This is a genomic window from Halorubrum sp. Atlit-28R (assembly GCF_003665955.1).
In the GTDB taxonomy this organism is placed as follows: Archaea; Halobacteriota; Halobacteria; order Halobacteriales; family Haloferacaceae; genus Halorubrum; species Halorubrum tropicale.
In genome coordinates this window covers 342,729-364,788 of record NZ_QPLS01000001.1, presented here as the reverse complement: position 1 = coordinate 364,788, position 22,060 = coordinate 342,729, and the positions used below count along the sequence as shown (strand labels likewise).

Here is a 22,060-nt window from a genome sequence, read left to right as displayed (position 1 = left end):
CCGCGACCCGCATGTATCCGGCGGCTTCGGCGGCCCGTTCCGGGTTCCGCTGATCGCGCCCTTTCGCCTCCTCGCGGTTCAGGAATTCCTTTCTGGGAGCGGTGGCGCGTGCCTCCGAGCGTCCGACGGACGCGAGGAGCACGCGCGAGGGAGTCGGGCGCCGAGCGAAGCGATGGCGCCCGACGAGGCTGGGGAGGCGTGAGGTGCGGTCGCGGTGCGGGGTGGGACTCAAAGGGGCAGCCGCGAGGACGAAGCACGGCGCAGTAAGCACCACAGCGAACGGAGTGAGCGAGGAGCGCAGCAAGCCGCGCGAGTCCTCGCGGCTGGGGCTTTGGCGGTGTTCGCCGCAGGGAAGCCAAATCCGTACGAGCGAGAGACTGGGGCTTTGGAGGAGTACTCCGTCATCCCGAGGTCGCTCGAGTACCACCGAGCGGGTGAGGATCCGACACCGATCACTGCGGAAACGCCGAACACGTACCGTCGCCGGTCCGTTTAATAAGCGCCGCGCGAACCCGGGTACGTGGACGAACTCGTCGTGCGAACGGAGGTGTACGCCGATCCCGAGGAGGTGTACGAGTTCCTGCTGGACTTCCCGCAGTACGCGAACTACTCGGAGTACCTCCGCGAGGTCCGCACGGTCACCGGCGACGGCGGGCCCGGGACCCGGTACGCGCTCACGTTCGCGTGGTGGAAGATCTCCTACACCGCTCGTTCGGAGGTGACCGGCGTCGACCCGCCCGCCCGCATCGACTGGGAGATCACGAAAGACATCGACGCCGGCGGCTGCTGGCGGGTGACGCCCGCGACGAGCGACGACGCGGGCGACGACACGAGCGACGACGCCGATCGAAGCGACGACGCCCCCTGCGAGGTCGCGCTCGAAGTCGAGTTCGATCCGGGCTCCGCCAGCTCCGACGCGCTCGACCTGCCGCGGCTCGTCTCGTTCGACTGGGTGTTGAAGAAGGCGATCCCGCTGATCAGAGACGAGGCCGAGCGCGTCGTCGAACGCGCCGTTCAGGACTTGGAGGGGTCGAGACGGAACGTGGACCTCGACGTGTACGTCGACTCCGACCGGATCTGACGCGCTCCGGATCGGGTCCGCCTCGCGTCGGCGAGTCGAAGGCCTTAATATATCCAGCGGGGAACGAACGGATGCGTTCGCGGGCTCGTAGATCAGTGGTAGATCATCCCCCTGGCACGGGGAAGGCCCGGGGTTCAAATCCCCGCGAGTCCACTCCTGCGCTCACTTCGTTCGCTTAGTCGTTCCCTCGCGTGGCCCCACTCGCTCACTGCGTTCGCTCGCGGGACCCCCGCGAGTCCATGTTTTTGCGCCGCGAGCAACGTCGCGAGCGGCGCGAACATGTGCCGAGCGGAGGATTTGAACACTACCAGTCGCGCGCAGCGAGCGACGCGAGCGAGCACGTCTGGTTCTGGTTCAAATCCCCGCGAGTCCACTCCTGCGCTCACTTCGTTCGCTTAGTCGTTCCCTCGCGTGGCCCCACTCGCTCACTGCGTTCGCTCGCGGGACCCCCGCGAGTCCATGTTTTTGCGCCGCGAGCAACGTCGCGAGCGGCGCGAATATGTACCGGGCAGGGATCTGAACCTACCAGTCGCACGTACTGAACGAAGCAGGCGCCTTCTCGTTCACCACACGCTCCCCCGGTACTCCAGCCGTAGGTGGTCGGCCGTTTCCGGCGGGATCCCCATCTCCTCGAACATCCGTCGGAAGGTCGCGCGAACGTCGGCTTCCTCGAATGACCGGGAGGCGCGCGTCTGCGCGTCGACCTCGATCCCGCCGTGGTAATCGAGGTGGACCCGGTAGGTGTACCCGTCGACCTCGTGCGTGACGGTCGCCCGCGAGAGGACGAAGTCGATCGCTCCCAACCGCGCTCCGCCCGCGTAGTACTCGCGGGTGTGCTGACCGGAGCCCGGGACGGAACGCTCGGTGACCGTCGTCGCGCGAGCGGTCAGCTCGTCGTACGTCGCGCGGAACGCGACCGGCTCCTCGATCCTGATCTCCGGGGCGCCCGCCCCGAGCTCGTCGGGCTCGGCGTCACGGACGTTCGCTTGTAGTTCCTCGACGTCCCCCGCCGCGGTCGCCTCGTCCATCTCGAACAGGGTCGTGAGCCGATCGACGAGCCACTCCTCCGGCGGGAGGTCGTCGACGGTGAACTCGCCGCGGTTGCCGTCCGCGAAGACGGTCACGACGGTGACGCCCTCGTCGGCGTAGAAGGTGGCCCACAGCCGCGTCGCCTCCGAGTGGTCGAACGTGACCCTGAACGCCTCGTACTCCGGGCCGAGGTCGGCGTCGAGCTCGGCGATCCCCGCCGGGTGGAAGCCGCTCGATCCGACGCGCTCGACCTCGTACCCGACCGCGTCGGCTCGGTCCAAGGCGTCCTCGTACGCGAGGTCCGACACGGTGACGCCGTCCGAGGAGTACGACGCCACGTCGGACCCGATCAGGACGCCCGCGAAGACCGCGTACGCGGCGGCGACGACGACGACGGCCCCGACGAGCGCGACCGCGGCCCAGCGGAGTAATTTCATACGCGCCGATACATCTCAGCGTCGTATAGCCCTGCCGACGGTTCCTTCGCGGCGGTGACGACCGCCGCGGGGCCGGGCCGCGTTTCCCGCGTAACGGGGTCGAGCGGGCCGCGACTACTGCTCCGCCGCCGACACCCGCACCACCTGCTTCCCGATGTTCTCGCCGGAGAACAGGCCGAGGAAGGCGTCGGGCGCGTTCTCCAAGCCCTCCACGACCGTCTCGCGGTGTTCGAGGTCGCCGCTCGCGACCCACCCCGCGAGGCGCTCGCTCGCCTCGCCGAACCGGGTCGCGAAGTCGCCGACGAGCAGGCCCCGGACCGTCGCGCGCACGGAGATGAGCTGCGGGAGCTTCCGCGGCCCGGTCGGGACCGTCTCGTCGTTGTAGTGGGCGATCTGACCGCAGACAGCGACGCGCGCGTCGAGGTTCAGCTTCGTGAACACGGCGTCGGTGATGGGCCCGCCGACGTTGTCGAAGTACACGTCGACGCCGTCCGGCGCCGCCTCGTCGAGCGCGGCCCGGTAGTCGTCCGTCGCCTTGTAGTTGATCGCGGCGTCGAAGTCGAGGTCGTCGGTGAGCCAGTCGGTCTTCTCGTCGCTGCCGGCGAAGCCGACCACCCGACAGCCGTTCAGCTTCGCGATCTGGCCGACGACGGAGCCGACGGCGCCGGCCGCGCCGGAGACGACGACGGTGTCGCCGGGCTTCGGCTCGCCCACGTCGAGGAGGCCGAAGTAGCCGGTCCGGCCGGGCATCCCGAGAACGCCGAGGTACGCCTCCGGGTCGGCGACGGTCGGGTCGACCGGCGCGACGTCGTCGGCGTCGAGCGTCGCGTAGTCGGCCCAGCGCCCCTCGCCGGTCACGAGGTCGCCCGCGTCGTACGCGTCGCTCTCGGTCTCGACCACTTCGCCGACGACGCCGCCCTTGAGCGCGTCGCCCACGTCCCACGGCTCGGCGTACGACTCGGCGTCGCGCATCCGGCCGCGCATGTACGGGTCGACGGAGAGGAACCGGACCCGGACGAGGAGCTCGCCCGGGTCGGGGTCGGGAACGTCGGTCTCGCGCAGTTCGAAGCTGTCCTCGTCGGGCTCGCCGGTCGGCCGCTCGGCGAGAAGCCACTCGCGGTTGGTGTCCATCACGGTCCTCGTTGGCGGATGGAACGCAATAGGGTTTGGACCCCAGCAGCGGTCGGGGGGATCCGGAACTCGCAGCCGGCGCGGCAGTCGAAGGGGCGCGGCGGCGGGCCGTCGCTCAAGAATATCCGCGAGCGACCGCCGGGTGATTCACGCGACCGCGACGCCGTTGCGCGCGAGGTAGTTGCTGGCGGCCTTGATCTCGACCGGGCTCCCGATGATCCGGTACTGGTCGGAGCCCTCCACGACGGTGACGGTGAAGCGGGATTCGAGACACTCCCGGTGCCCGTCGAGCGCGCGGCGCGGGAGGACGATCTGCGTACTGTCGCGAAGGCTCGACGGATCTGGCATTCGGCGTGTGAGTGGGTTACTCGTCTCCGATATAACCGTGTCGAAGTATCGGCGGGCCAACCACTCGTTCGGCGGCGAACCGGCGGTTCGCGCGGCGTTCGCGGTCGATCCGATCCTCGGTCGGGGACCGGCGATCCGAAGGAACACCTTTAACGAGCCGACCGGCCGAGGAACGGGTAATGGGACTGGAGGAGGAGATCGAAGACCTCCGCGAGGAGATCGCCAACACGCCCTACAACAAGGCCACGGAGGCCCACATCGGGCGGCTGAAGGCGAAGCTCGCGGAGAAGAAAGAGAAGCTGGAGAACCAGTCCTCCGCCGGCGGCGGCCACGGCTACGCGGTCGAGAAGCACGGCGACGCCACCGTCGCCCTGGTCGGGTTCCCGAGCGTCGGCAAGTCCACCCTCATCAACGCCCTCACCAACGCCGACAGCGAGGTCGGCTCGTACGAGTTCACGACCCTCGACGTCAACCCCGGCATGCTGCAGTACCGCGGCGCGAACATCCAGATCCTCGACGTGCCGGGCCTGATCGAGGGCGCCGCCGGCGGCCGCGGCGGCGGGAAGGAGGTGCTCTCGGTCGTCCGGACCGCGGACCTGGTCGTGTTCATGCTCTCGGTCTTCGAGATCGAGCAGTACGACCGGCTCCGCGAGGAACTGTACAACACGAACATCCGACTCGACACCGAGCCCCCGAACATCAACATCCGGAAGACGCACAAGGACGGGCTCGGCGTGACGATGAGCGACGAGGTGAGCCTCGACGAGGAGACGGTCAAGCAGGTCCTCCGCGAGTACGGCTACGTCAACGCGAAGGTGACGATCCCCCACGACCTCACCATCGACGAGCTGGTCGACGCCGTGATGGACAACCGCGAGTACCTCCCCTCGATGGTCTCGGTCAACAAGGCGGACCTCATCGACAAGAGCTACCTCCCGACCGTGAAAGAGGAGCTGCGCGAGCGCGACCTCGACCCCGACGACGTGGTGTTCATCTCCGCGCAGGAGGGGCTCGGCCTCGACGGGCTGAAGGAGCGCCTCTGGGAGGAGCTGGGCGTCATCCGGATCTACATGGACAAGCCGGGCCGCGGCGTCGACTACGAGGAGCCGCTCATCCTGTTCGAGGGCGACACCGTCGGCGACGCCTGCGAGAAGCTCGGCGGCGAGTTCGACGAGCGGTTCAAGTTCGCGCGCGTGACCGGCGAGAGCGCGAAACACGACGACCAGCAGGTCGGGAAGGGGCACGAACTGGCCGACGAGGACGTGCTCCGGATCGTCGCGCGGAAGTAGCCCCGCGCGCTCGCCCCGCCCGACCGAAAGGCGCTTTTCGCGGGGCCGCGACCGTCGGGTATGCTCACGGTCGCGCTCGCGGGCAAGCCGAACGCCGGCAAGTCCACCTTCTACACCGCCGCCACGATGGCCGACGTCGACGTCGCGAACTACCCGTTCACGACGGTCGACCCGAACCGAGGCGTGACCTACGTCCGCACCGAGTGTCCCTGCCTCGACCGCGAGGAGCGCTGCGGGGCGGAGAACTGCCGCGACGGGAAGCGGTACGTCCCGGTCGAACTCCTCGACGTCGCGGGGCTCGTTCCCGGCGCCCACGAGGGCAAGGGGCTCGGCAACCAGTTCCTCGACGAGCTGACGAACGCGGACGTGGTGTTGAACGTCGTCGACGCCTCCGGCGCGACGAACGCCGAGGGCGAGCCGGTCGAGGTCGGGAGCCACGACCCCCTCGACGACGTGGACTTCATCGAGGAGGAGATGGACCTGTGGCTCGCGGGCATCGTCGACCGCAACTGGGAGGGCGTCGAGCGGCAGTCCCGCGCCCCGGACTTCGACCTCGAAGCGGCGCTGTCGGACATGCTCACGGGGTTCGGCGCGACCGAGCGCGACGTGACCGCGGTCCTGCGCGGGCTGGAGTACCCGGACGACCCGAAGGCGTGGACCGACGACGACCGCGAGGCGCTCGCGCGGGCGGTCCGCCGCCGCACCAAGCCCATCGTCGTCGTCGCGAACAAGGTCGACGCGGCGCCCGACGGCGCCGTCGAGCGCATCCGCGAGGGGACCGACAAGCCCGTGATCCCGGCGACCGCCGACGGCGAACTGGCCCTGCGCCGCGCCGCGGAGGCCGGGGTCGTCGACTACGATCCGGGCGACGAGGGGTTCGCCATCATCGGCGACGTCTCCGACGACCAGCGCGCCGGCCTCGACGCGCTCCGCGAGTCGATGGCGGCCCATGGCGGGACGGGGGTCCAGACCGCCCTGAACGCGGCCGTCTACGACCTGCTCGACCGGATCACGGCCTACCCGGTCCAGGACGCCGGCAAGTGGACGGACGGGACGGGCAACGTCCTCCCCGACGCCTTCCTCCTGCCCGCGGGCTCGACGCCGCGCGACCTCGCGTACGCGGTCCACTCCGACATCGGCGAGGGGTACCTCCACGCGGTCGACGCGCGCGCCTCGCGCCGGATCGGCGAGGACCACGAGCTGACCGAGGGCGACGTGGTGAAGATCGTCTCGACGGCCGGCCCCTGATCGGTCGGAGCGACGCCTCCGGGGGCGCCTTTTCGCGGGCTGCCCGCGTCTCAGTCGAGCGAGCGCGCGTAGGTCACCTGTTTGGGCTCGAAGCCCGCGTCCCGGTAGAACCGTCGCGCGCCGTCGTTGTCCCACTCGCAGGAGACGGTGAGGTAGTCGCGGTCGTCGTCGCGAGCCGTCTCCGTCACTCGGTCGAGGACCGCGCTCCCGTACCCCTCGTTTCGGTGTTCCGGGTCGATTTCGAGGTTCACCACGTCGAGGTACCGCCCCCGCTCCCGAGAGGGGCGCTCGCCCGCTTCGAGGGTGACGAACCCGACCGTCTCGTCGTCGTCGACGACGAGGTAGTCGGTTATCGCGCCGTCGTCGAGGTGCGCCCGGAAGCCGTCGTCCGCGACCGCCGCCGCGTCTTCGTGGGTGATCTCGTTCAGCGGCGAGTGCGACTCCATCGCCGTCGCGAGGTCGTACCACCGCTCGACGAGGGCGTCGAGGTCGTCCTCGCCCGCCGCCGCGAGTTCCGTGTCGATCCGCGACGGCGGACGGTCACTTCAGCGTTCGTCCGGCGTGGGTCGCCGTCGCGTCCGGGAACGCGAGGGGGCGTCCGCCGTGCGACCGACAGGCACATGCGGGTCGCCCGAGACGAACCGATAGAGAGCGGCTATGCTCGGGCTCGAACACGACTTCCGGATCGTCGACACCCGCGCGACCCTCGACCCCGACGAGTCGTCGGTCGCCACCCACGGGCGGGACATCTCGCCGGAGCGGCTGGAACGCGAGATGCTCCAGGCCGGGATCGTCCGCGCGGTCGCGAGCCCCGGGCAACGCGCCGCCGGGCGGAGCTACCTCCGCGCGAACAACGCCGTCGCCCGCCTCTCCATCGACCGCCCGTTCGTCGCGTTCGCCCGCCTCAACGGCCCCCGCGACCCCGGGACCGGGCCGGTGTCGGCCGTCCGGAACCTGCGCGCCGAGCGCGACGACCACCACACCCGCCCCGACGACGTCGAGCAGTATTCCTACGACGACCGCTTCCACGGCTTCACGCTGGCGCCCCACGTCGACGGTCTCCCCAACGAGGACGTGCTGACCCGCCTCGAGGACGCCGACCTCCCCCTGTTCGTCCACGCGGGCCGGGAGTTCCCGCCCGAGGCGGTCGAGACGGAGCTGCTCGGCTACGACCTCCCCGTCGTGCTGGGCAGCTTCGGCGGGTACCCGCTGGACGCCGACCTGATGAACGAGACGCTCGACCTGCTCGACGAGTACGACCGCCTCCACGTCGACACGAGCGCGGTCCGGTACCGCGAGGTGCTCGAACGCGGCGTCTTGGAACACCCCGACCGCGTCCTCTTCGGCTCCGGCGCGCCGGACGTCCACCCGAACGTCGGCGTGATGGAAGTGCTCACCCTCGACGTCTCCGAAGACCTGATGGCCCGCGTGCTGGCGAAGAACCCGGCCCGCCTCGTCCCGGCGCTCGCCGAGGGCGCCGACGTGTGACCCGGAGCGCCGCCGCCGCCCGCGGGTCGATCCCCGCCGACGAAGCGACGCGCACTTGTCGCGCCGCCGCCGACCGACGGACATGAGCGACGCAGACGCCCGGAGCGAGCCCGTCGCGCGCGACGCCGACGCGGCCGCCGACGACCCGTACGTCGAGGTCGTGCGCGCGGTCGGCCACGAGCACGTCACCGCCGAGCACGCGAGCACGTTCGAGTTCACGACCGACGACTGGCTCACGCCGGCGGGCGACTGTATCGTCGGCGTCGAGGCGGACCGGGCCCCGCGGGACTTCTCGGCCGAGTTCCGCGAGGCCTGCCGGGACGCGGACGCAACGATCACGGCCACCGTCGCGGTCGGGGAGCCGGGCGCCGAGGCGGTCGACCTCGCCGACCCCGCCCACGTCGACCGGATCGTCGGTCGCGGCGACCCCGGGCTCGCCCTGCTCGACGAGCGCTCCATGGTCGGACGCACGAGCGATTACACCGACGACGAGCGGACGGTCCTCGTCGACGGGGACGGCGCCGCGGCCGACCTCGACCGCGACCTGGTCGCCGCGCTCGCCGACGGCGCGCCCGCGGCGCTGCGGCTGGCGGTCGAGCCGACGGAGTAAGCGGCCGGTACGAGTCGGGCGCCGCGGGGGGTCAGGACTGATCGGCGGCGTCGATGATGTCGAGGACGGGGAACGGCTCGGTCCGGTCGAACGAGGCGAAGACGGCCTCGTAGCGGGCCGAGGGGAACACGAACACGACGACCTTCTCGAAGAACAGCGTCTGGGCCTCGAACGACTCGTCGATCAGTTCCTTGAAGTCGTCGCCGGTGACCTGGTTCGCCATTATCAGCCGGTACGCGGACTCCAAGTCCTGATCGGTGTACCGGGACGCGAGGTCGTCCCTGACGTATTCGACGGTGAAATCGAGGGACCCGAGGTGAGCTATCACCCGGGCCTCCGCGCCGTCGACCGCGCGGAGGCGTTCGGCGAGGTCGGACATAGCAGTAGATTTTGCGCTAACCTGGTAAAACTGCCCATACGGGTCCGTCGGACCTCATATCGGCAGCTCTGCGTCCGCGCCGACGACCCGGTCGGGCTCCGCTGGCGCGCGCCAGTCGGTCGTCCGTTCGAGCAGTTGGACGACCATCCGGCCCGTCACGCCCCAGACGGTGTAGCCGTCGACGTGGAAGAAGTGGACGCGGTGGTCGCCGTACTCCGGGTGGCCGACGCGGCGCTCCGACTCGTAGTTCGCCGGGTCGGTGAGCGCGTCGACCGGGAGGACCGCCACCTCGGCGACCTCCGACTCGTCCGGGACGTACTGGCGATCGGGGGCGACGCCGACGAACGGGCGGACCGCGTACTTGCTCGACGTGCGGGTGTCGTCGAGGCGCCCGACGACGTCGACCTCCGTCGGTCGCATGCCGACCTCCTCGTCGGCCTCGCGCAGCGCGGTGTCGGTCAGCGTCCGGTCGATCGGCTCGCGGCCGCCCCCGGGGAAGCTCATCTGCCCGGGGTGTTCGCCGAGGTGCGCGGCGCGCTTGGTAAAGAGGAGGTTGGCGTCGCCGTCCCGCGCGATCACCGGCGCCAGCACCGCCGCCTCCCGCCGGCCGGCGAGCGACTGCGGCGTGTGTCGGCGCAGCCCCGACAGGTCCATGGGAGTGATAGGCCACGCGAGGCGGATAACGTTTCCGCGGATTCCGACCGTACCGGACGGAACGGCGGACTGGAGCGGGCCGGAGCGGGCGCGAGCGCGGCTCAGACCGCCGAGATCTGACTGACGAGCGTCGCCGCGAACGCCGACAGCACGACGATCAGCGCCGCGAGCAGGACGGTCCGCTTCGTCGGGAACATCGTACCCGTGGGAGGGGCGGAGCGACCATGTACCCCGACGACTCTCGTCCCGAGTTTACCCGAATTTGGCGACGCGCCGGGACGAAAGGCCTCCGTACCGACGCGCCGCGAGGGCGGGCGACGGCGGTCGGGTTCGGACCTTTTAAGCCCGAGACACCCGCTTTCGAGAGTAATGAGCGACGACGACCAAGAGCTCGGGATCACCGAGTCCAAGACGCACAACACCGGCGAGTGGTACGCCGAGGTCGTACGGAAGGCGGGGCTCGCGGACTACGGCCCCGAGGGGATGAGCGGGTTCATCGTCACCCGCCCGCGAGCGTACGCCGTCTGGGAGCGCCTCCAGGGCTTCCTCGACGCGAAGTTCAAGGAGACGGGCGTTCAGAACGCCTACTTCCCGCTGTTCATCCCCGAGTCGTACCTCGAACGCGAGAAGGACATCGTCGAGGGGTTCGACCCCGAGGTGGCGTGGGTCGACGAGGCGGGGAACAAAGAGCTCGAAGAGCGGCTGGCGGTCCGCCCCACCTCCGAGTCGATCATCACGCCGTACATCAGCCAGTGGGTCCGGAGCCACCGCGACCTCCCGCTGCGCGTGAACCAGTGGTGCTCGGTCGTGCGGTGGGAGGCGACAGAGACGAAGCCGTTCTTCCGCACGAAGGAGTTCCTCTGGCAGGAGGGTCACACCGCGCACGCGACCCGCGAGGACGCGTGGGACGAGACGATGACGCGGCTGGACCAGTACGAGTCCGTCTACGAGGACCTGCTCGCGCTGCCGGTCCTGAAGGGACAGAAGCCGGACCACGACAAGTTCCCCGGCGCCGACACGACGACGACCGTCGAGGCGCTGATGCCCGACGGGAAGTCGGTCCAGGCGGGCACCTCCCACCACCTCGGGCAGTCGTTCGCGGAGGCGTTCGACATCACCTACTCGGACGAGGACGAGGAGGAGCGCACCGCCCACACCACCTCGTGGGGGCTCTCGTGGCGCGCGCTGGGCGCGCTGATCATGACCCACTCCGACGAGCAGGGGCTCGTCCTGCCCCACACCGTCGCCCCCACGCAGGTCGTCGTCGTCCCCATCTGGCAGGAGGACACGAAAGACGACGTGCTGGCGTACGCGGAGGGCGTGGCCGACGACCTCGACGACGCGGGGATCCGGGTCGAACTCGACGACCGCGACGAGCGCAACCCCGGGTTCAAGTTCAACGAACACGAGCTCAACGGGATCCCGCTCCGGATCGAGATCGGCCCCCACGAGGTCGACGACGAGGAGCTCACCCTGGTCCACCGGCCCGACGGCGAGAGCGTCGAGGTCGACCGCGACGGGGTCGCCGAGACCGTCCGCGACCAGTTCGACGAGGTATACGCCAAGCTGTACGCGACCGCCGAGGAGACCCTCGACGACGGCGTGCGCGAGGCCGACGACCGCGCCGACATCCTCGGCACGCTCGGCCAGCACGGCGGCTACGTGAAGGCCCCGTGGTGCGGCGACGAGGCCTGTGAGGAGCCGATCAAGGAGCCGATGGCCGCCGAGATCGTGATGGTGCCGTTCGAGGACGACGACCCCCTCGCCGACGAGGGGCACGACGAGACGTGCGCGATGTGCGACGCCGACGCCGAGCGGACCGCCTACTTCGCAAAGACGTACTGAGCCGCGGCGGTGCCGACGCCGCCTGCGCTACCGGGTTCGCGCGGTGACGGCGATCGGTCCGGACCGCGCGCCCCCTGCGGGATCGCTCCCTCGGCGACGCGACTGTTCCCCTGGACCGCACTGCCTCCCTCACGTCGGGCGATTAATCCGCGTTGATCCGACTTAACGGAGTTCCGGGTATATACGGACGGAGTGCGTACCCGCTGGTGATGAACCGATGGATTGCCGCCCTCGTCGTCGCGGCCGTCGCCGCCGCGGTGATCGCGGGGGCCGCCGCCGCCGCCGCGCCGGCGGGAGCGGTGACCGCACAGACCGACGCGCCGAACGGGAGCGGTGCGGACTCGGGCGCCGAGAACGCGACGCTCGACCTGAGTCCCGGCGAGCAGCTCGCCGGCGTCGTCGGCGTTCAGGGCGCCGAGATCGAGGGCGAGGTGGAGTCGCGCGCCTTCGCGGTCGGGCTCCGCGAGGCGGCGAGCAACGAGAGCCGCGCCGCCGTCGTGGCGGAGCGACTGAACCGGACCGAAGCGCGCCTCGCGGAGCTGGAGCAGCGGCAGGAGGCGCTGCGCGAGCGCCGCGCGGCCGGCGAGTTGAGTCAGGGGGAGTACGCCGCGCGGATGGCGACGACGACCGCGCGGATCGAGACGCTCTCTCGCGGGCTGAACCGGAGCGCGAGCGCGGCCGCCGAGCTCCCGGCCGCCGTCCGCAGCGAGGCGGGCGTGGACGGCGATCGACTGACGGCGCTGCGCGAGCGCGCGAGCGAGCTCAGCGGCCCCGAGGTCGCCGCCATCGCCCGCGGCGTGGCCGGCGACGGCGTTGGCGGACCGGTCGCGTCCGGACGCGGGCCGCCCGGAAACGGGACCGGACGCGGGCCGCCGGAGGACCGCGGGCCCGAAGCCGGGGGCCCGCCGGACGACAGGGGGCCCGGCGAGGGCGACGAAGCCGGACCCCCGGACGAGGAGGACCGCGAGGACGGCGAGTCGGACGCGGACGACGGAAGCGAACGCCGAGGACCGCCGGGCGGGAACGGCGAGGACGGCGCCCCGAACGGGTCCGACCCCAGAGACGGGGACGAGGCCGACGACGAGCCGGGGGCAGCCCCCGGCGGCCCCCCGGACGAGTCCGACGGAAACGGGTCCGGCGGCGGACCTGGGGCGGGCGGGTCCGACGACCGCGGATCCGAAGGAGACGAGTCGAGCGACGACGAATCCGAGCAGGACGGCGACGAACCGTCGGTGACGTCCCCGCGAGGCGTCGTCGACGCCCACCCGGGCCGCGATGCGTGAGCGGGGCGCAGCGCGACGGGTGAGAGCGCTCGGTTCTGGGAACGTCGTCGGTCGGGGATGAGAAGGAATTTATTCACACGGTCTGTCGCTCACGGCGTGCAGCGAGCGCCGATCCTCCTCGCAGTCATCGCCCTCCTCGGAGCCGTCGGCCTCGCGCTCGGCGCGGGCGGCGCCGGCGCGGTCCCGTTCGAGGGCGGGTTCGCTCAGATGGACGTCGAACCGGACGACGTGTCGCTGGCGGTCGACGTCCGGCCGGACGGCGACGCGGAGTGGACCGTCGAGTACCGGATCCGGCTCGGCACCGACGAGGAGGAGCGGGCGTTCGAACAGCTCCGCGCGGACGTCGAGAACGACACGGCGGCGTACACGACCAGGTTCCGCGACCGGATGGCCTCGACCGCGGAGACCGCCGAGACGGCGACGGGCCGCAACATGACCGTGTCGAACGCGACCGTGACCGCCGAGCGGCGCGAGCTCCCGCAGGCGTACGGCGTGTTGACCTACCGGTTCGAGTGGACGAACTTCGCGGCCGTCGACGGCGACCGGCTCCGCGTCGGCGACGCCGTCGACGGGCTGTTCCTCGACGACGCCTCCTCGCTGATCGTCTCGTGGCCGGAGGGGTACCGCCTCGGCGAGACGACGCCCGAGCCGAGCGAGGTGCGGGAGCGGTCCGTGGTCTGGAACGGGCCGGTCGACTTCTCCGCCGGCCAGCCGCGGATCTCCGTCGCGCCCGCGGGGCCGCTCTCGGGGGTCCCGACCGCCGGTGTCGCCGCGCTCTTCGGGGCGCTCGTCGTCGCCGGCGCCGCCGTCGCCTACCGTCGTCGAGACGCCGAGCCCGCGGCGCCCGCGGGGGGCGGAGACGCCGAGACCGAGGCGACCGGCGACGCGCCGGCGGACGGCTCGGGCGCGGCGACCGCGGCGGCCGCGAGCGACTCGACGGCGGAGCCGACGGCCGGCGACGACGACGGCGACGCGTCGGAGCCGGACTCGGACGAGCCGCGGCCCGTCGACGGCGACCTGTTGAGCAACGAGGAGCAGGTGCTCCGGCTGATCGAGTCGGAGGGGGGCCGGATGAAACAGAAGCAGGTGGCCGAGCGGTTGGACTGGACCGCCGCGAAGACGAGCCAGGTGGTGACGGGGCTGCGCGACGAGGGCGACCTCGACGGCTTCCGTCTGGGCCGCGAGAACGTGCTCTCGCTGCCGGACTACGATCCGGAGGGAGACGCGGGCGGAGTCGACGAGGACGGCGGGAACCGCGGCGAGGGAGAGGACGCGGGCGGCGAGGGAGAGGACGCGGGCGGCGAGGGCGACGCTACCGGCGACTGACCGCGCCGTCGACGGCCCGGAGACGGCCCGGTTCGGCCACGCTCACAGGTCCCGCGAGCGACCGATGTGAAGCAGTTCGCCCCCGCACTCGCACTCGCCGGGCGAGCCGGTCCGCCGGCCGCATTTGAAACACTCGTACATTTCTTCGCCGTCGCAGTCGTATTCTGGTCGCATATACGCCGATAGGACTCCGTGATAAATAACCACACACCTAATATTATTTTTAGAATATAAATAGTTCTCCGGGAGCCGGTGACCGAACGATCGGAACGGCTCGATCGGCTCCGAGAACCGCGCTCACGTCAGCGGTCGGGAGTCCCGTCGCTCACCGGTTCGGCGTCGCACCGTCAGAAGAGCCGGAGGAGGGATTTGAACCCTCGACCTATTCCTTACGAAGGAATCGCTCTGCCAGCTGAGCTACTCCGGCACGCATTCGACAATTCCCGGACGGAAAAATAAGGGTTCCGAAACGGGGACGGGGCGGCGATCCGACGCGCCGACTCCCGCGACGGAATCGGCGAATTGTTCCGGTAGTAATCTGACAATCGTCTCGTGTTGGGCCGTATTCTGTCTCGATACTCATAAGAAAGCGAAATTGTTCACAAGCGTATAAGGAAAAAGACTAAATATGTGTTCGGGTTTGAATTCAGACGTGATGACACCGCCCGCGTGCCGAGACGGCGGGGATCGAATCCCTCGGCGGTGCGTGCCCGGTCGAAGCCCGTACCGGGCGGCGATAGTCACGTCGGTCGCCGGCCCCACGGCGACTCGACGCGGCCGTCATCCCCAGCAGCGTCCCGTCGCGGCTACCGTGTGAAACGCGTCTCCGACGCGCCAAGCGCAGAATCGCCTCTGGTCCGCCGACCGCCGCCGCGACCGCTTGTCATGTGACGGGCCCCGGCCGCGTCGCCCCGACCCCCCTCGGGGCGACGCGGCGTTCTCGCTGTCTCGACGCTCCCTCGCGAGCGACGGGACCGCCCGACGCGCTCGCGCGGGTGCTGATTCGCGTTACGCGAACAGCCGCCGCGCGCGACGGACCTCCGCGGAGAGCCCGGCGTACCCGGCGCCGACGACGCCAGCGAGCCGCAGTTCCGCGGGCGCGACGTCGAGGCGGTGCGAGAGCGGCCCCGGCCGCGCGTCGGCGCCCGCGACCGCGACCGTCCGCCCGCGGACCCTGACCTCGGCGGTGAGACCGCCCCGGACCAGCTCCGCGGTCGCGAGGGTCGAGACGGACTCCGCCGGGAGCCGCCGGGCGATGCGGAGGGCGTCGCCGACGCTGTCGACCTCGACGAACAGCCGGCGGCCGGTCGCGCGGACCGCGGCGTCGACCCCGTCGACCGAGAGCGTCAGGTCCTCGGTCTCGACCGAGAGGCGCCGCCCGGACTCACTCCCGCTCACGCGTGGTGACCCGGACGCCGCCGTCGACGCGCCACTCGGCGTGCTCGGCGTCGTCGCCGGTCCCGCTCGGCACCTCGACGGTCATATCCTCGAACTGATAGTGTATTTCGGCGTTTCGGCCCGTGAGCCGGTCGTACAGCCCGATCGCTAAGTCCGGCCAGGTAGTCGTCTCGTCGATGCGCTCCGCGGGGTCTTCGGCGTCGCTCATACACGTTCATGGTAGTGAGTGGCACGCATAAGTGAGCGGCCTGACGTGTCTGTGCCGTCGGTACCGGGGCGGGACCGACCGGCGCGGTCAGCCGTCGACGCGGGTCAGCCGGACGTCGAGACAGACGTTGTGTTCGTGTGGCGCGTACGACCGGACGACCCGTTCGGTCTCGACGTCGACGGCGTAGGCGTCGCCGGCGGCCGCCTCGATCGCGCGCCGGCCCGGGCCGAACGGGTCGTCCTCGTGTTGGATGTCGTAGTAGTGGATCACGCAGTCGTCGCCCGCGAGCGCGACGGCGGTGTCGAGGAACTCGTCCGCGGAGTGCGGGAGGTTCATCACGAGCCGGTCGGCGGTGTCGGCGCACGACTCGGCGATCTCGCGGACGTCGCCCGCGACGGCCGTCACCCGGTCGGCGACGCCGTTGCGTTCGGCGTTCTCCCGGAGGTACTCGACGGCGCGCTCGTTGAGGTCGCACGCGACCACGTCGGCGCCGCGGGCGGCCATGGGGACGGCGTACGGTCCCACGCCGGCGAACATGTCGACCGCCGACTCGCCGGACTCCACCTGCTCGACCACGCGGTGCCGCTCGGTCGCGAGCCGCGGCGAGAAGTACACTTCCGCGACGTCGAGCGCGAACTCGTGGCCGTACTCGCGGTGGACCGTCTCGGTGCCGTTCCCGGCCAGCACGTCCCACTGACGGACCCGCAGTTCGCCCTCGATCGGCGACGCGCGGTTGAGGACCGTGTCGCAGGGGAGGTCGGCGGCCATGACCGCGTCCGCGATCTCGCGGGCGCGGTCGTCGTCGTCCTCGTCGACGATGACGATGTCGCCCAGCCGCTCGATCGAGGGCTCGTAGCCGAGGATCTCCGCGGGCGTCGTGGGCCGGTCCCGGGCCGCCGCGTCGCGCTCCACGACGTTGGCGGCGAGGTCGGCCGGGACCCGATCGCGGTCCGCGACGGGGATGTAGATCGTGTCGCCGTCGACGGCGATCTGGTGGTCGCCGTCGAGGGCGTCGGCGTCGGCGAGCCGGCTCCGGACGGTCTCGCCGCGCTCGCGGTCGACGGCGACGCAGGGGACGCTCATCGTCGGCGAGACGCGGGCGAGCGAATAAACGGTGACGCTTCGCGGACGGCTCACTCCTCGTCCGCGGTCGCGGCCGCGACCGCGTCGAGCAGTTCCGCGCCGTCGGCGTCGGCCGCGACCGTGGCGACCCGGTCGGCGGCCGCGGCCACCTCGGCGTTCGGGCCGCGCGGCGCGTCGGGGGCGCCCAGGCCCTCCGACCCGACGACGAGCGTCGCGTCCGCGTCGGCCGCGAGACTCCGCGCCGCCGCGACCGCCGCCGCGGACGGGGCCTCGAACGGCGGCGCCGTCACGGCGGTCGCGCCCGCGTCCGCGGCGGCGCCGGCGGCGGCGTCCCCCGCCGGAACGACGCCGACGGAGGCTTCGTGGCCCGCGGCCGCCAGCCGGGCGACGGCGCGCGCCGCCGGGCGCCCCGTGCCGATCACGTGGACGCGCCGGGGCTCGACGTCGCTGTGGGGGAACGCCGTCACCGCGGGCGCGCCGGTCGCCGGGTCGCGGCCGACGAACGCCTCGGCGTCGAAGGCGGCGCCGACGGTCGACGCCGAGAGCACGTCCTCAGGCGGGCCGGCGGCGCGGACCCCGCCGTTCGCGAGGACGACGACCTCGTCGCAGTACCGGGCCGCGGCGTCGAGGTCGTGGATCGCGGCGATCGCCCCCCGGTCGCCGTCGTCGACGAACGCGCGGACCAGTTCCAGCGTCTCGACCGCGTGGTTCACGTCGAGGCTGGCGGTCGGCTCGTCCAGGAGGAGGAGCGGGGCCGCCTGTGCCAGGGCCCTGGCGAGCAGGACGCGCTGGCGCTCGCCGCCGGAGACCTCGGTGATCGAGCGGTCCGCGAACCGCTCGACGTCGGCCGCGGCCATCGCGGCGTCGACCGCCTCGTCGTCCGCGACGCCGTGCGCGTCGAAGCGCCCGAGGTGCGGGGTCCGCCCCATCTCGACGACGTGGCGCACGCGGAAGTCGAACGCGAGGTTCGTCGCCTGCGGGACGCTCGCGACCCGGCGCCCGACCGCCTTGGCCGACAGCGACGCCGCCGGGTCGCCGCCGATCTCGACGGTCCCGGCGTCCGGCTCGACGGCCCCGGTCACCGCGCGCAACACCGTCGTCTTGCCGGCGCCGTTGGGGCCGACGAGGCCGACGAGCGACCCCGGCTCGACGCGGAGGTCGACCCCGGAGACGACGTCGAGGTCGCCGAACGAGACGGCAACGTCCGCGACCGACAGCAGCGGGTCGTCGCCGAACGACCGAGCGGTGTCCGGGAGCGACCCCGGTCCCGCGAGCGACGCCGACCCGTCGCGCGCGGCGGCGGGTCGGGCCTCGGCCGTCTCGGCGACGGATTCCTCGCCGTCCGCCGCCTCGGCGTCCGCGTGGCGGTCCGCGCTCACAGCTCCGTCACCTCACGGGTCACGAGCAGGTAGACGAAGAAGGGCGCGCCGACCGCGGCGGTGATGATCCCGACCGGGTACTCGGCGGGGGCGGAGCGCGCGAGCGTGTCGGCCGCGACGAGGAAGGTGCCGCCGGAAAGCGCCGCGGTCGGGAGCAGCACCCGGTGGTCGGGGCCGACGACGAGCCGGAGCATGTGCGGGACGATGAGGCCGACGAACCCGATCACGCCGGCGAACGCGACGCCCGCGGCCGTGACCAGCGCCGACGCCGCGAGCAGCACGCGCTTGGTCCGCTCGACGGCGATGCCGAGCCCTCGGGCCTCCTCCTCGCCGAGCAGGAGGACGTTGAGGTCGCGGGCGTACGCGAGCAGCACGGCGAACAGCGGCGGCACGACGACGGCGGTGACGGCGACCTCGCTCCACGCCGCGCCGGAGAGGTGGCCCATCAGCCACGCGACGATCTGGCGGAGCGACTCGCCGGCCTGGAGCTGGAGGTACGAGACGACCGCGCCGAGGAACGTCTGGACCGCGACGCCGGCCAGGAGGAGGGTGGCGACGGGCGTCCGGCCGCCCCGGGTCGCGATGGCGTACACGCCGAAGGCGGCGGCGAGCGCGCCGACGAACGCGAAGAGGCTCGTCCCGGCGCCGCGCGAGAGCGCGACCTCGACCGGCCCGAAGAGGGGGACGGCGATCGTCGCCGAGAGCGCGGCGGGGAAGACGATGTACGCGACCGCGCCGACCGCCGCGCCCGAGGAGACGCCGATTATCGAGGGGTCGGCCATCGGGTTGCGGAAGAAGCCCTGCATCACCGTGCCGGCGGCCGCGAGCGCGAACCCGACGAGCGCGGCCAGCAGGATCCGCGGCAGCCGCACGCCCACCACGATCTGCTGGTGGACCGAGTCGACGGGGAACGCGAACGGGGACGCGAACGCGAGGTCGACGCCCGGGAGCGTCAGCGGTCCGACGCCGGGGACCGGCAGCGGGCCGACGCCGCTGGCGCTCGTCTCGATCCCCGCGGGCACCGCGAGCGCGTTCAGCACCGACTTCACGACGGTCTCGGGCGGGACGGAGACGGGACCGATCGCGGCGCTGACCACGACGGCGACCGCGAGGAGCGCGGCTACCGCCGCCGACCAGTACGCCGACCGAACCCATGGTCGCATGCGTACTCCAACACAACTTGTAGTAGGTAAATACTTATTGGACGAGTCCGGTCATGGACGCGATGCGAGACAGCTTCGCGATCGCGATAGCCGTGCTGGTGACGACCGCCCTGATCGGCGGCGTCGCCGGGACGGCGGCGGGCGCACAGTCGACGATATCGACCGACGGGCCCACCGCGGGCGCGCAGCCGGCGGTCGGCGCGGCGGCGACGGGCGCGGGGGCCGCGCAGACCGACGGCGCCTGCGGCTTCCCGTACAACGCGACCGACGCCACCGGCGAGACGATAGCCTTAGAGGAGCGCCCCGACCGGATCACGACGATCTCACCGTCGGCGGCGCAGACGCTGTGGGAGCTCGGCGCGCAGGACCGCGTCGTCGGCGTGAGCCAGTTCGCCTTCTACCTCGACGGCGCCGAGGAGCGAGCCAACGTCTCCGCCGAGTTCGGCGCGAGCGTCGAGCGCGTCGTCGACACCGAGCCCGACCTCGTGCTGGCGCCGAACTCCTCGGCTGCCGACGTCGAGCCGCTCCGCGAGCAGGGGCTGACCGTGTATCACCTCCCGGCGGCGACGAGCATCGGCGACATCGCCGAGAAGACGGAGACGATCGGTCGACTCGTGGGCGCGTGCGAGGCCGCGAGCGAGACCAACGCGGAGATGTACGACGCGGTGGAGGCGGCCGAGGAGCGGACCAGCGGCGTCGACCGGCCGACCGCCCTCTACCCCCTCGGCGGCGGCTACGTGGCGGCGAACAACACCTTCATCGACGCGATCATGACCGCGGGCGGGACCGACAACGCCGCCGCGGAGTACGAGGCGTACCCGCAGCTCTCCGACGAGGTAATCCTAGAGACGGACCCCGAGCTGATCATCGTCACCGACTCCGAGGCCGCGATCCTCGACCAGGAGCCGTACGCCAGCACGACCGCGGGCGCCGAGGACAGCTACGTGGTGATGAACGTGAACCACCTCAACCAGCCGGCGCCGCGCAGCGTGATCGAGTCGACGACGACGCTGTCGAACGCCGTGGTCGAGCTACGGAGCGACGGCAGCGAGTCGACGGACGGCGCCGAGGGCGGCTCGTCTGACGGGGACGGCTCCGACGGCGGCGATTCCTCGGGCGACGGCTCCGGGGACGGCGACGCGTCGGACGGCTCGACGACCGGAGATTCGGACGGGACCGACGGCGGCGACGGGGAGAGCGCCGGCGACACGGGCGCGGAGTCGCCCGGGTTCGGCGCCGTCGCGGCCGCGCTCGCGCTGCTCGCGACCGGCCTGCTCGCGCGGGGCGAGTGACGGGCGAGGAGCGCGCGAGCCGCACCGAGCGCTGACCGACGGGTCCGTCTAGACCCCCTGTCCCATCAGGTGGCTGCGGAGCACGTCGGGCGTCTTCAGCCCGGCGTCGCTGTTGAGCAGCACGACGGTCTCGTCGCCGTCGAAGAAGCCCTCCTCGGCGAGCGCCCACGCGCCGGCGGGGGCCGCGCCGCCCGTGGCGCCCATCTCGACGACCTCGTTCTGCGCCACGGCGACCGCGCTCGCGAGGATGTCGTCGTCGTCGACGCCGACCGCGGTCCCGCCGCTCTCGGTGACCGCCGCGACGGCCGCGGCGCCGCCGGCGGGGTCCGCGATCTCCAGTTCACCGCAGATGGTGTCGGGCCTCCCCCACGGCTCGGGCTCGTCGAGGCCCCGCTCGACGGCGGCCGCGATCGGGGCGCAGCCCGCCGCCTGCGCCGCGACGACCTTCGGCGTCCCGTCGATCGCGCCGATCCGGTCGAGCTCGTCGAACCCCTTGTACACGCCGGCGACGACCTCGCCGGAGCCGGTCGGGACGACGACGACGTCGGGGGCGTCGCCGAGGTCGGCGACGAGCTCGAACGCGACCGTCTTGGCGCCCTCGTGGCGGTAGGGGGTGACGAACTCGCCGAGGTCGGTGTACTCGGTCTCCAGCTGCTCGTCGACCGCCTCGGCGGCGTCCGGGAAGCGCCCGCCGACCACGCGCATCTCGCCGCCGTGGACGTTCGTCATCGACTTGTTCGAGAACGCGCAGCGCGAGGGGACGAACGCGTACGAGCGCAGGTCCGCCCGGCCCGCGTACGCCGCCATCGACTGCCCGGCGTTGCCGGGACTCGCGCAGACGAGCGGCTCCACGTCGGCGCCGTCGGCCGCCCGCCTCGCGACCGCCGTCATCGCGAGCGAGAGCCCGCGGTCGAGGACGGTCCCCGTCGGGTTCCGCCCCTCGTCTTTGACGTACACCGCGTCGACGTCGAGCTCGCCGGCGAGCCGGTCGGTCGCCACGAGCGGCGTGGCGCCCTCGCCCGCGGTGAGCGCGTCCGCGGCCGGGAACGGGAGCAGCGCGTCGAAGCGCCAGTGGCCCCTCGCGGTCGCGGGCGCGGCCCGGGCGTCGCCGCTGCCGCCCCGCGCCGCGGGGTCGAACAGGTCGTCCGGGTCGACCGCGTCGTAGTCGTAGACGGGGTCGAGGCCGCGCGCCCGCTCGTCGTCGTCGATCGCGGCCGCGTCGGCGGTCTCGTGGACGCGCCCCGACGCCCGACTCTCCAGCCCGCGAAACGCCGGCGTGGTCTCGAAGTCAGCCATAGCGAACCTTGCGGCGGCGGCGACTAATCGCTTCGCACTCGGGACTGGACCGCAGTTCGACTGACGCATCGAACACGCGGTGGCGCGTGCCGA

Annotated in this window: 22 protein-coding genes and 2 tRNA genes; 10 read left to right on the top strand and 14 right to left on the bottom strand. The window is 71.9% G+C overall.

Annotated elements, in window-relative coordinates:
- Positions 1–520: 520 nt before the first annotated feature.
- Positions 521–1,081, top strand: coding sequence for an SRPBCC family protein (locus DVK06_RS01995; protein WP_121599108.1), 561 nt, complete (start codon positions 521–523; stop codon positions 1,079–1,081).
- Between the two features lie 81 nt (positions 1,082–1,162).
- Positions 1,163–1,234 (top strand) — tRNA-Ala (locus DVK06_RS01990).
- 410 nt (positions 1,235–1,644) lie between these two features.
- Here DVK06_RS01990 and DVK06_RS01985 read toward each other — a convergent pair.
- From DVK06_RS01985 to DVK06_RS01975, 3 genes are all read right to left on the bottom strand, one after another.
- Positions 1,645–2,547, bottom strand: a complete 903-nt coding sequence (locus DVK06_RS01985) for a hypothetical protein (RefSeq protein WP_121599107.1) — start codon at positions 2,545–2,547, stop codon at positions 1,645–1,647.
- A gap of 114 nt (positions 2,548–2,661) precedes the next feature.
- Complete coding sequence (locus DVK06_RS01980; protein ID WP_121599106.1) at positions 2,662–3,681, bottom strand: NADP-dependent oxidoreductase; 1,020 nt, start codon at positions 3,679–3,681, stop codon at positions 2,662–2,664.
- 144 nt (positions 3,682–3,825) lie between these two features.
- Positions 3,826–4,026, bottom strand: coding sequence for a hypothetical protein (locus DVK06_RS01975; RefSeq protein ID WP_053772351.1), 201 nt, complete (start codon positions 4,024–4,026; stop codon positions 3,826–3,828).
- 179 nt (positions 4,027–4,205) lie between these two features.
- On the opposite strand from DVK06_RS01975, the gene DVK06_RS01970 reads away from it, so the two are divergent.
- On the top strand, positions 4,206–5,315 hold the full coding sequence (locus tag DVK06_RS01970) for a GTP-binding protein (protein WP_053772350.1): 1,110 nt from the start codon (positions 4,206–4,208) through the stop codon (positions 5,313–5,315).
- Between the two features lie 60 nt (positions 5,316–5,375).
- A complete protein-coding gene (locus DVK06_RS01965) occupies positions 5,376–6,563 on the top strand; it encodes a redox-regulated ATPase YchF (protein ID WP_121599105.1) in 1,188 nt (395 codons plus the stop codon).
- A 50-nt stretch (positions 6,564–6,613) separates the two neighbouring features.
- On the opposite strand, the gene DVK06_RS01960 is transcribed toward DVK06_RS01965, so the two are convergent.
- Positions 6,614–7,009 carry an N-acetyltransferase gene (locus DVK06_RS01960; protein WP_233561590.1) on the bottom strand — a complete coding sequence of 132 codons (396 nt, stop codon included), beginning with the start codon at positions 7,007–7,009 and terminating at the stop codon, positions 6,614–6,616.
- A gap of 211 nt (positions 7,010–7,220) precedes the next feature.
- On the opposite strand from DVK06_RS01960, the gene DVK06_RS01955 reads away from it, so the two are divergent.
- Together DVK06_RS01955 and DVK06_RS01950 are read left to right on the top strand one after the other, a co-directional pair.
- Positions 7,221–8,051, top strand: a complete 831-nt coding sequence (locus tag DVK06_RS01955) for an amidohydrolase family protein (protein ID WP_053772347.1) — start codon at positions 7,221–7,223, stop codon at positions 8,049–8,051.
- 82 nt (positions 8,052–8,133) lie between these two features.
- Complete coding sequence (locus DVK06_RS01950; protein ID WP_121599103.1) at positions 8,134–8,661, top strand: DUF371 domain-containing protein; 528 nt, start codon at positions 8,134–8,136, stop codon at positions 8,659–8,661.
- Positions 8,662–8,692: 31 nt separating this feature from the next.
- Here the strand turns inward: DVK06_RS01950 and DVK06_RS01945 are convergent, their stop codons facing one another.
- Both DVK06_RS01945 and DVK06_RS01940 read right to left on the bottom strand, forming a co-directional pair.
- Positions 8,693–9,040, bottom strand: a complete 348-nt coding sequence (locus DVK06_RS01945; protein ID WP_053772345.1) for a hypothetical protein — start codon at positions 9,038–9,040, stop codon at positions 8,693–8,695.
- A 54-nt stretch (positions 9,041–9,094) separates the two neighbouring features.
- Complete coding sequence (locus DVK06_RS01940) at positions 9,095–9,694, bottom strand: CoA pyrophosphatase (protein ID WP_053772344.1); 600 nt, start codon at positions 9,692–9,694, stop codon at positions 9,095–9,097.
- Positions 9,695–10,063: 369 nt separating this feature from the next.
- On the opposite strand from DVK06_RS01940, the gene proS reads away from it, so the two are divergent.
- The 3 genes from proS to DVK06_RS01925 all read left to right on the top strand — a co-directional run bounded on the left by proS (position 10,064) and on the right by DVK06_RS01925 (position 14,148).
- Positions 10,064–11,539, top strand: a complete 1,476-nt coding sequence (gene proS, locus DVK06_RS01935; protein WP_121599102.1) for a proline--tRNA ligase — start codon at positions 10,064–10,066, stop codon at positions 11,537–11,539.
- Positions 11,540–11,748: 209 nt separating this feature from the next.
- Positions 11,749–12,822, top strand: a complete 1,074-nt coding sequence (locus tag DVK06_RS01930; RefSeq protein WP_121599101.1) for a hypothetical protein — start codon at positions 11,749–11,751, stop codon at positions 12,820–12,822.
- Between the two features lie 96 nt (positions 12,823–12,918).
- On the top strand, positions 12,919–14,148 hold the full coding sequence (locus DVK06_RS01925; protein ID WP_121599100.1) for a hypothetical protein: 1,230 nt from the start codon (positions 12,919–12,921) through the stop codon (positions 14,146–14,148).
- A 42-nt stretch (positions 14,149–14,190) separates the two neighbouring features.
- Here the strand turns inward: DVK06_RS01925 and DVK06_RS01920 are convergent, their stop codons facing one another.
- From DVK06_RS01920 to btuC, 7 genes are all read right to left on the bottom strand, one after another.
- A complete protein-coding gene (locus DVK06_RS01920; RefSeq protein ID WP_121599099.1) occupies positions 14,191–14,322 on the bottom strand; it encodes a rubrerythrin-like domain-containing protein in 132 nt (43 codons plus the stop codon).
- A gap of 180 nt (positions 14,323–14,502) precedes the next feature.
- Positions 14,503–14,575: transfer RNA gene (locus DVK06_RS01915), tRNA-Thr, on the bottom strand.
- 581 nt (positions 14,576–15,156) lie between these two features.
- Complete coding sequence (locus tag DVK06_RS01910) at positions 15,157–15,546, bottom strand: peptide ABC transporter ATP-binding protein (protein ID WP_121599098.1); 390 nt, start codon at positions 15,544–15,546, stop codon at positions 15,157–15,159.
- On the bottom strand, positions 15,533–15,754 hold the full coding sequence (locus DVK06_RS01905; RefSeq protein WP_053772339.1) for a hypothetical protein: 222 nt from the start codon (positions 15,752–15,754) through the stop codon (positions 15,533–15,535). Before DVK06_RS01905 ends, DVK06_RS01910 begins: the two co-directional genes overlap by 14 nt.
- Positions 15,755–15,841: 87 nt before the next feature.
- On the bottom strand, positions 15,842–16,837 hold the full coding sequence (locus DVK06_RS01900; RefSeq protein ID WP_121599097.1) for a class I SAM-dependent methyltransferase family protein: 996 nt from the start codon (positions 16,835–16,837) through the stop codon (positions 15,842–15,844).
- Positions 16,838–16,887: 50 nt separating this feature from the next.
- Positions 16,888–18,057, bottom strand: coding sequence for an ATP-binding cassette domain-containing protein (locus DVK06_RS01895; RefSeq protein ID WP_369333400.1), 1,170 nt, complete (start codon positions 18,055–18,057; stop codon positions 16,888–16,890).
- Between the two features lie 155 nt (positions 18,058–18,212).
- Positions 18,213–19,379, bottom strand: coding sequence for a vitamin B12 ABC transporter permease BtuC (gene btuC, locus DVK06_RS01890; RefSeq protein ID WP_121599095.1), 1,167 nt, complete (start codon positions 19,377–19,379; stop codon positions 18,213–18,215).
- A gap of 62 nt (positions 19,380–19,441) precedes the next feature.
- On the opposite strand from btuC, the gene DVK06_RS01885 reads away from it, so the two are divergent.
- Entirely contained in the window at positions 19,442–20,671 is a 1,230-nt protein-coding gene (locus tag DVK06_RS01885; protein WP_121599094.1) for a PGF-CTERM-anchored ABC transporter substrate-binding protein, read from the top strand.
- Positions 20,672–20,719: 48 nt separating this feature from the next.
- Here the strand turns inward: DVK06_RS01885 and DVK06_RS01880 are convergent, their stop codons facing one another.
- A complete protein-coding gene (locus DVK06_RS01880; protein WP_121599093.1) occupies positions 20,720–21,967 on the bottom strand; it encodes a pyridoxal-phosphate dependent enzyme in 1,248 nt (415 codons plus the stop codon).
- Positions 21,968–22,060 lie beyond the last annotated feature (93 nt).

Coding starts and splice junctions, on each gene's coding strand:
- DVK06_RS01975 (WP_053772351.1), bottom strand. CDS start 4,026: ATGCCAGATCCGTCGAGCCTTCGCGACAGTACGCAGATCGTCCTCCCG.
- DVK06_RS01955 (WP_053772347.1), top strand. CDS start 7,221: ATGCTCGGGCTCGAACACGACTTCCGGATCGTCGACACCCGCGCGACC.
- DVK06_RS01950 (WP_121599103.1), top strand. CDS start 8,134: ATGAGCGACGCAGACGCCCGGAGCGAGCCCGTCGCGCGCGACGCCGAC.
- DVK06_RS01940 (WP_053772344.1), bottom strand. CDS start 9,694: ATGGACCTGTCGGGGCTGCGCCGACACACGCCGCAGTCGCTCGCCGGC.
- DVK06_RS01920 (WP_121599099.1), bottom strand. CDS start 14,322: ATGCGACCAGAATACGACTGCGACGGCGAAGAAATGTACGAGTGTTTC.
- btuC (WP_121599095.1), bottom strand. CDS start 19,379: ATGCGACCATGGGTTCGGTCGGCGTACTGGTCGGCGGCGGTAGCCGCG.
- DVK06_RS01960 (WP_233561590.1), bottom strand. CDS start 7,009: ATGGAGTCGCACTCGCCGCTGAACGAGATCACCCACGAAGACGCGGCG.
- DVK06_RS01985 (WP_121599107.1), bottom strand. CDS start 2,547: ATGAAATTACTCCGCTGGGCCGCGGTCGCGCTCGTCGGGGCCGTCGTC.
- DVK06_RS01905 (WP_053772339.1), bottom strand. CDS start 15,754: ATGAGCGACGCCGAAGACCCCGCGGAGCGCATCGACGAGACGACTACC.
- DVK06_RS01880 (WP_121599093.1), bottom strand. CDS start 21,967: ATGGCTGACTTCGAGACCACGCCGGCGTTTCGCGGGCTGGAGAGTCGG.
- DVK06_RS01970 (WP_053772350.1), top strand. CDS start 4,206: ATGGGACTGGAGGAGGAGATCGAAGACCTCCGCGAGGAGATCGCCAAC.
- DVK06_RS01930 (WP_121599101.1), top strand. CDS start 11,749: ATGAACCGATGGATTGCCGCCCTCGTCGTCGCGGCCGTCGCCGCCGCG.
- proS (WP_121599102.1), top strand. CDS start 10,064: ATGAGCGACGACGACCAAGAGCTCGGGATCACCGAGTCCAAGACGCAC.
- DVK06_RS01900 (WP_121599097.1), bottom strand. CDS start 16,837: ATGAGCGTCCCCTGCGTCGCCGTCGACCGCGAGCGCGGCGAGACCGTC.
- DVK06_RS01945 (WP_053772345.1), bottom strand. CDS start 9,040: ATGTCCGACCTCGCCGAACGCCTCCGCGCGGTCGACGGCGCGGAGGCC.
- DVK06_RS01885 (WP_121599094.1), top strand. CDS start 19,442: ATGCGAGACAGCTTCGCGATCGCGATAGCCGTGCTGGTGACGACCGCC.
- DVK06_RS01965 (WP_121599105.1), top strand. CDS start 5,376: ATGCTCACGGTCGCGCTCGCGGGCAAGCCGAACGCCGGCAAGTCCACC.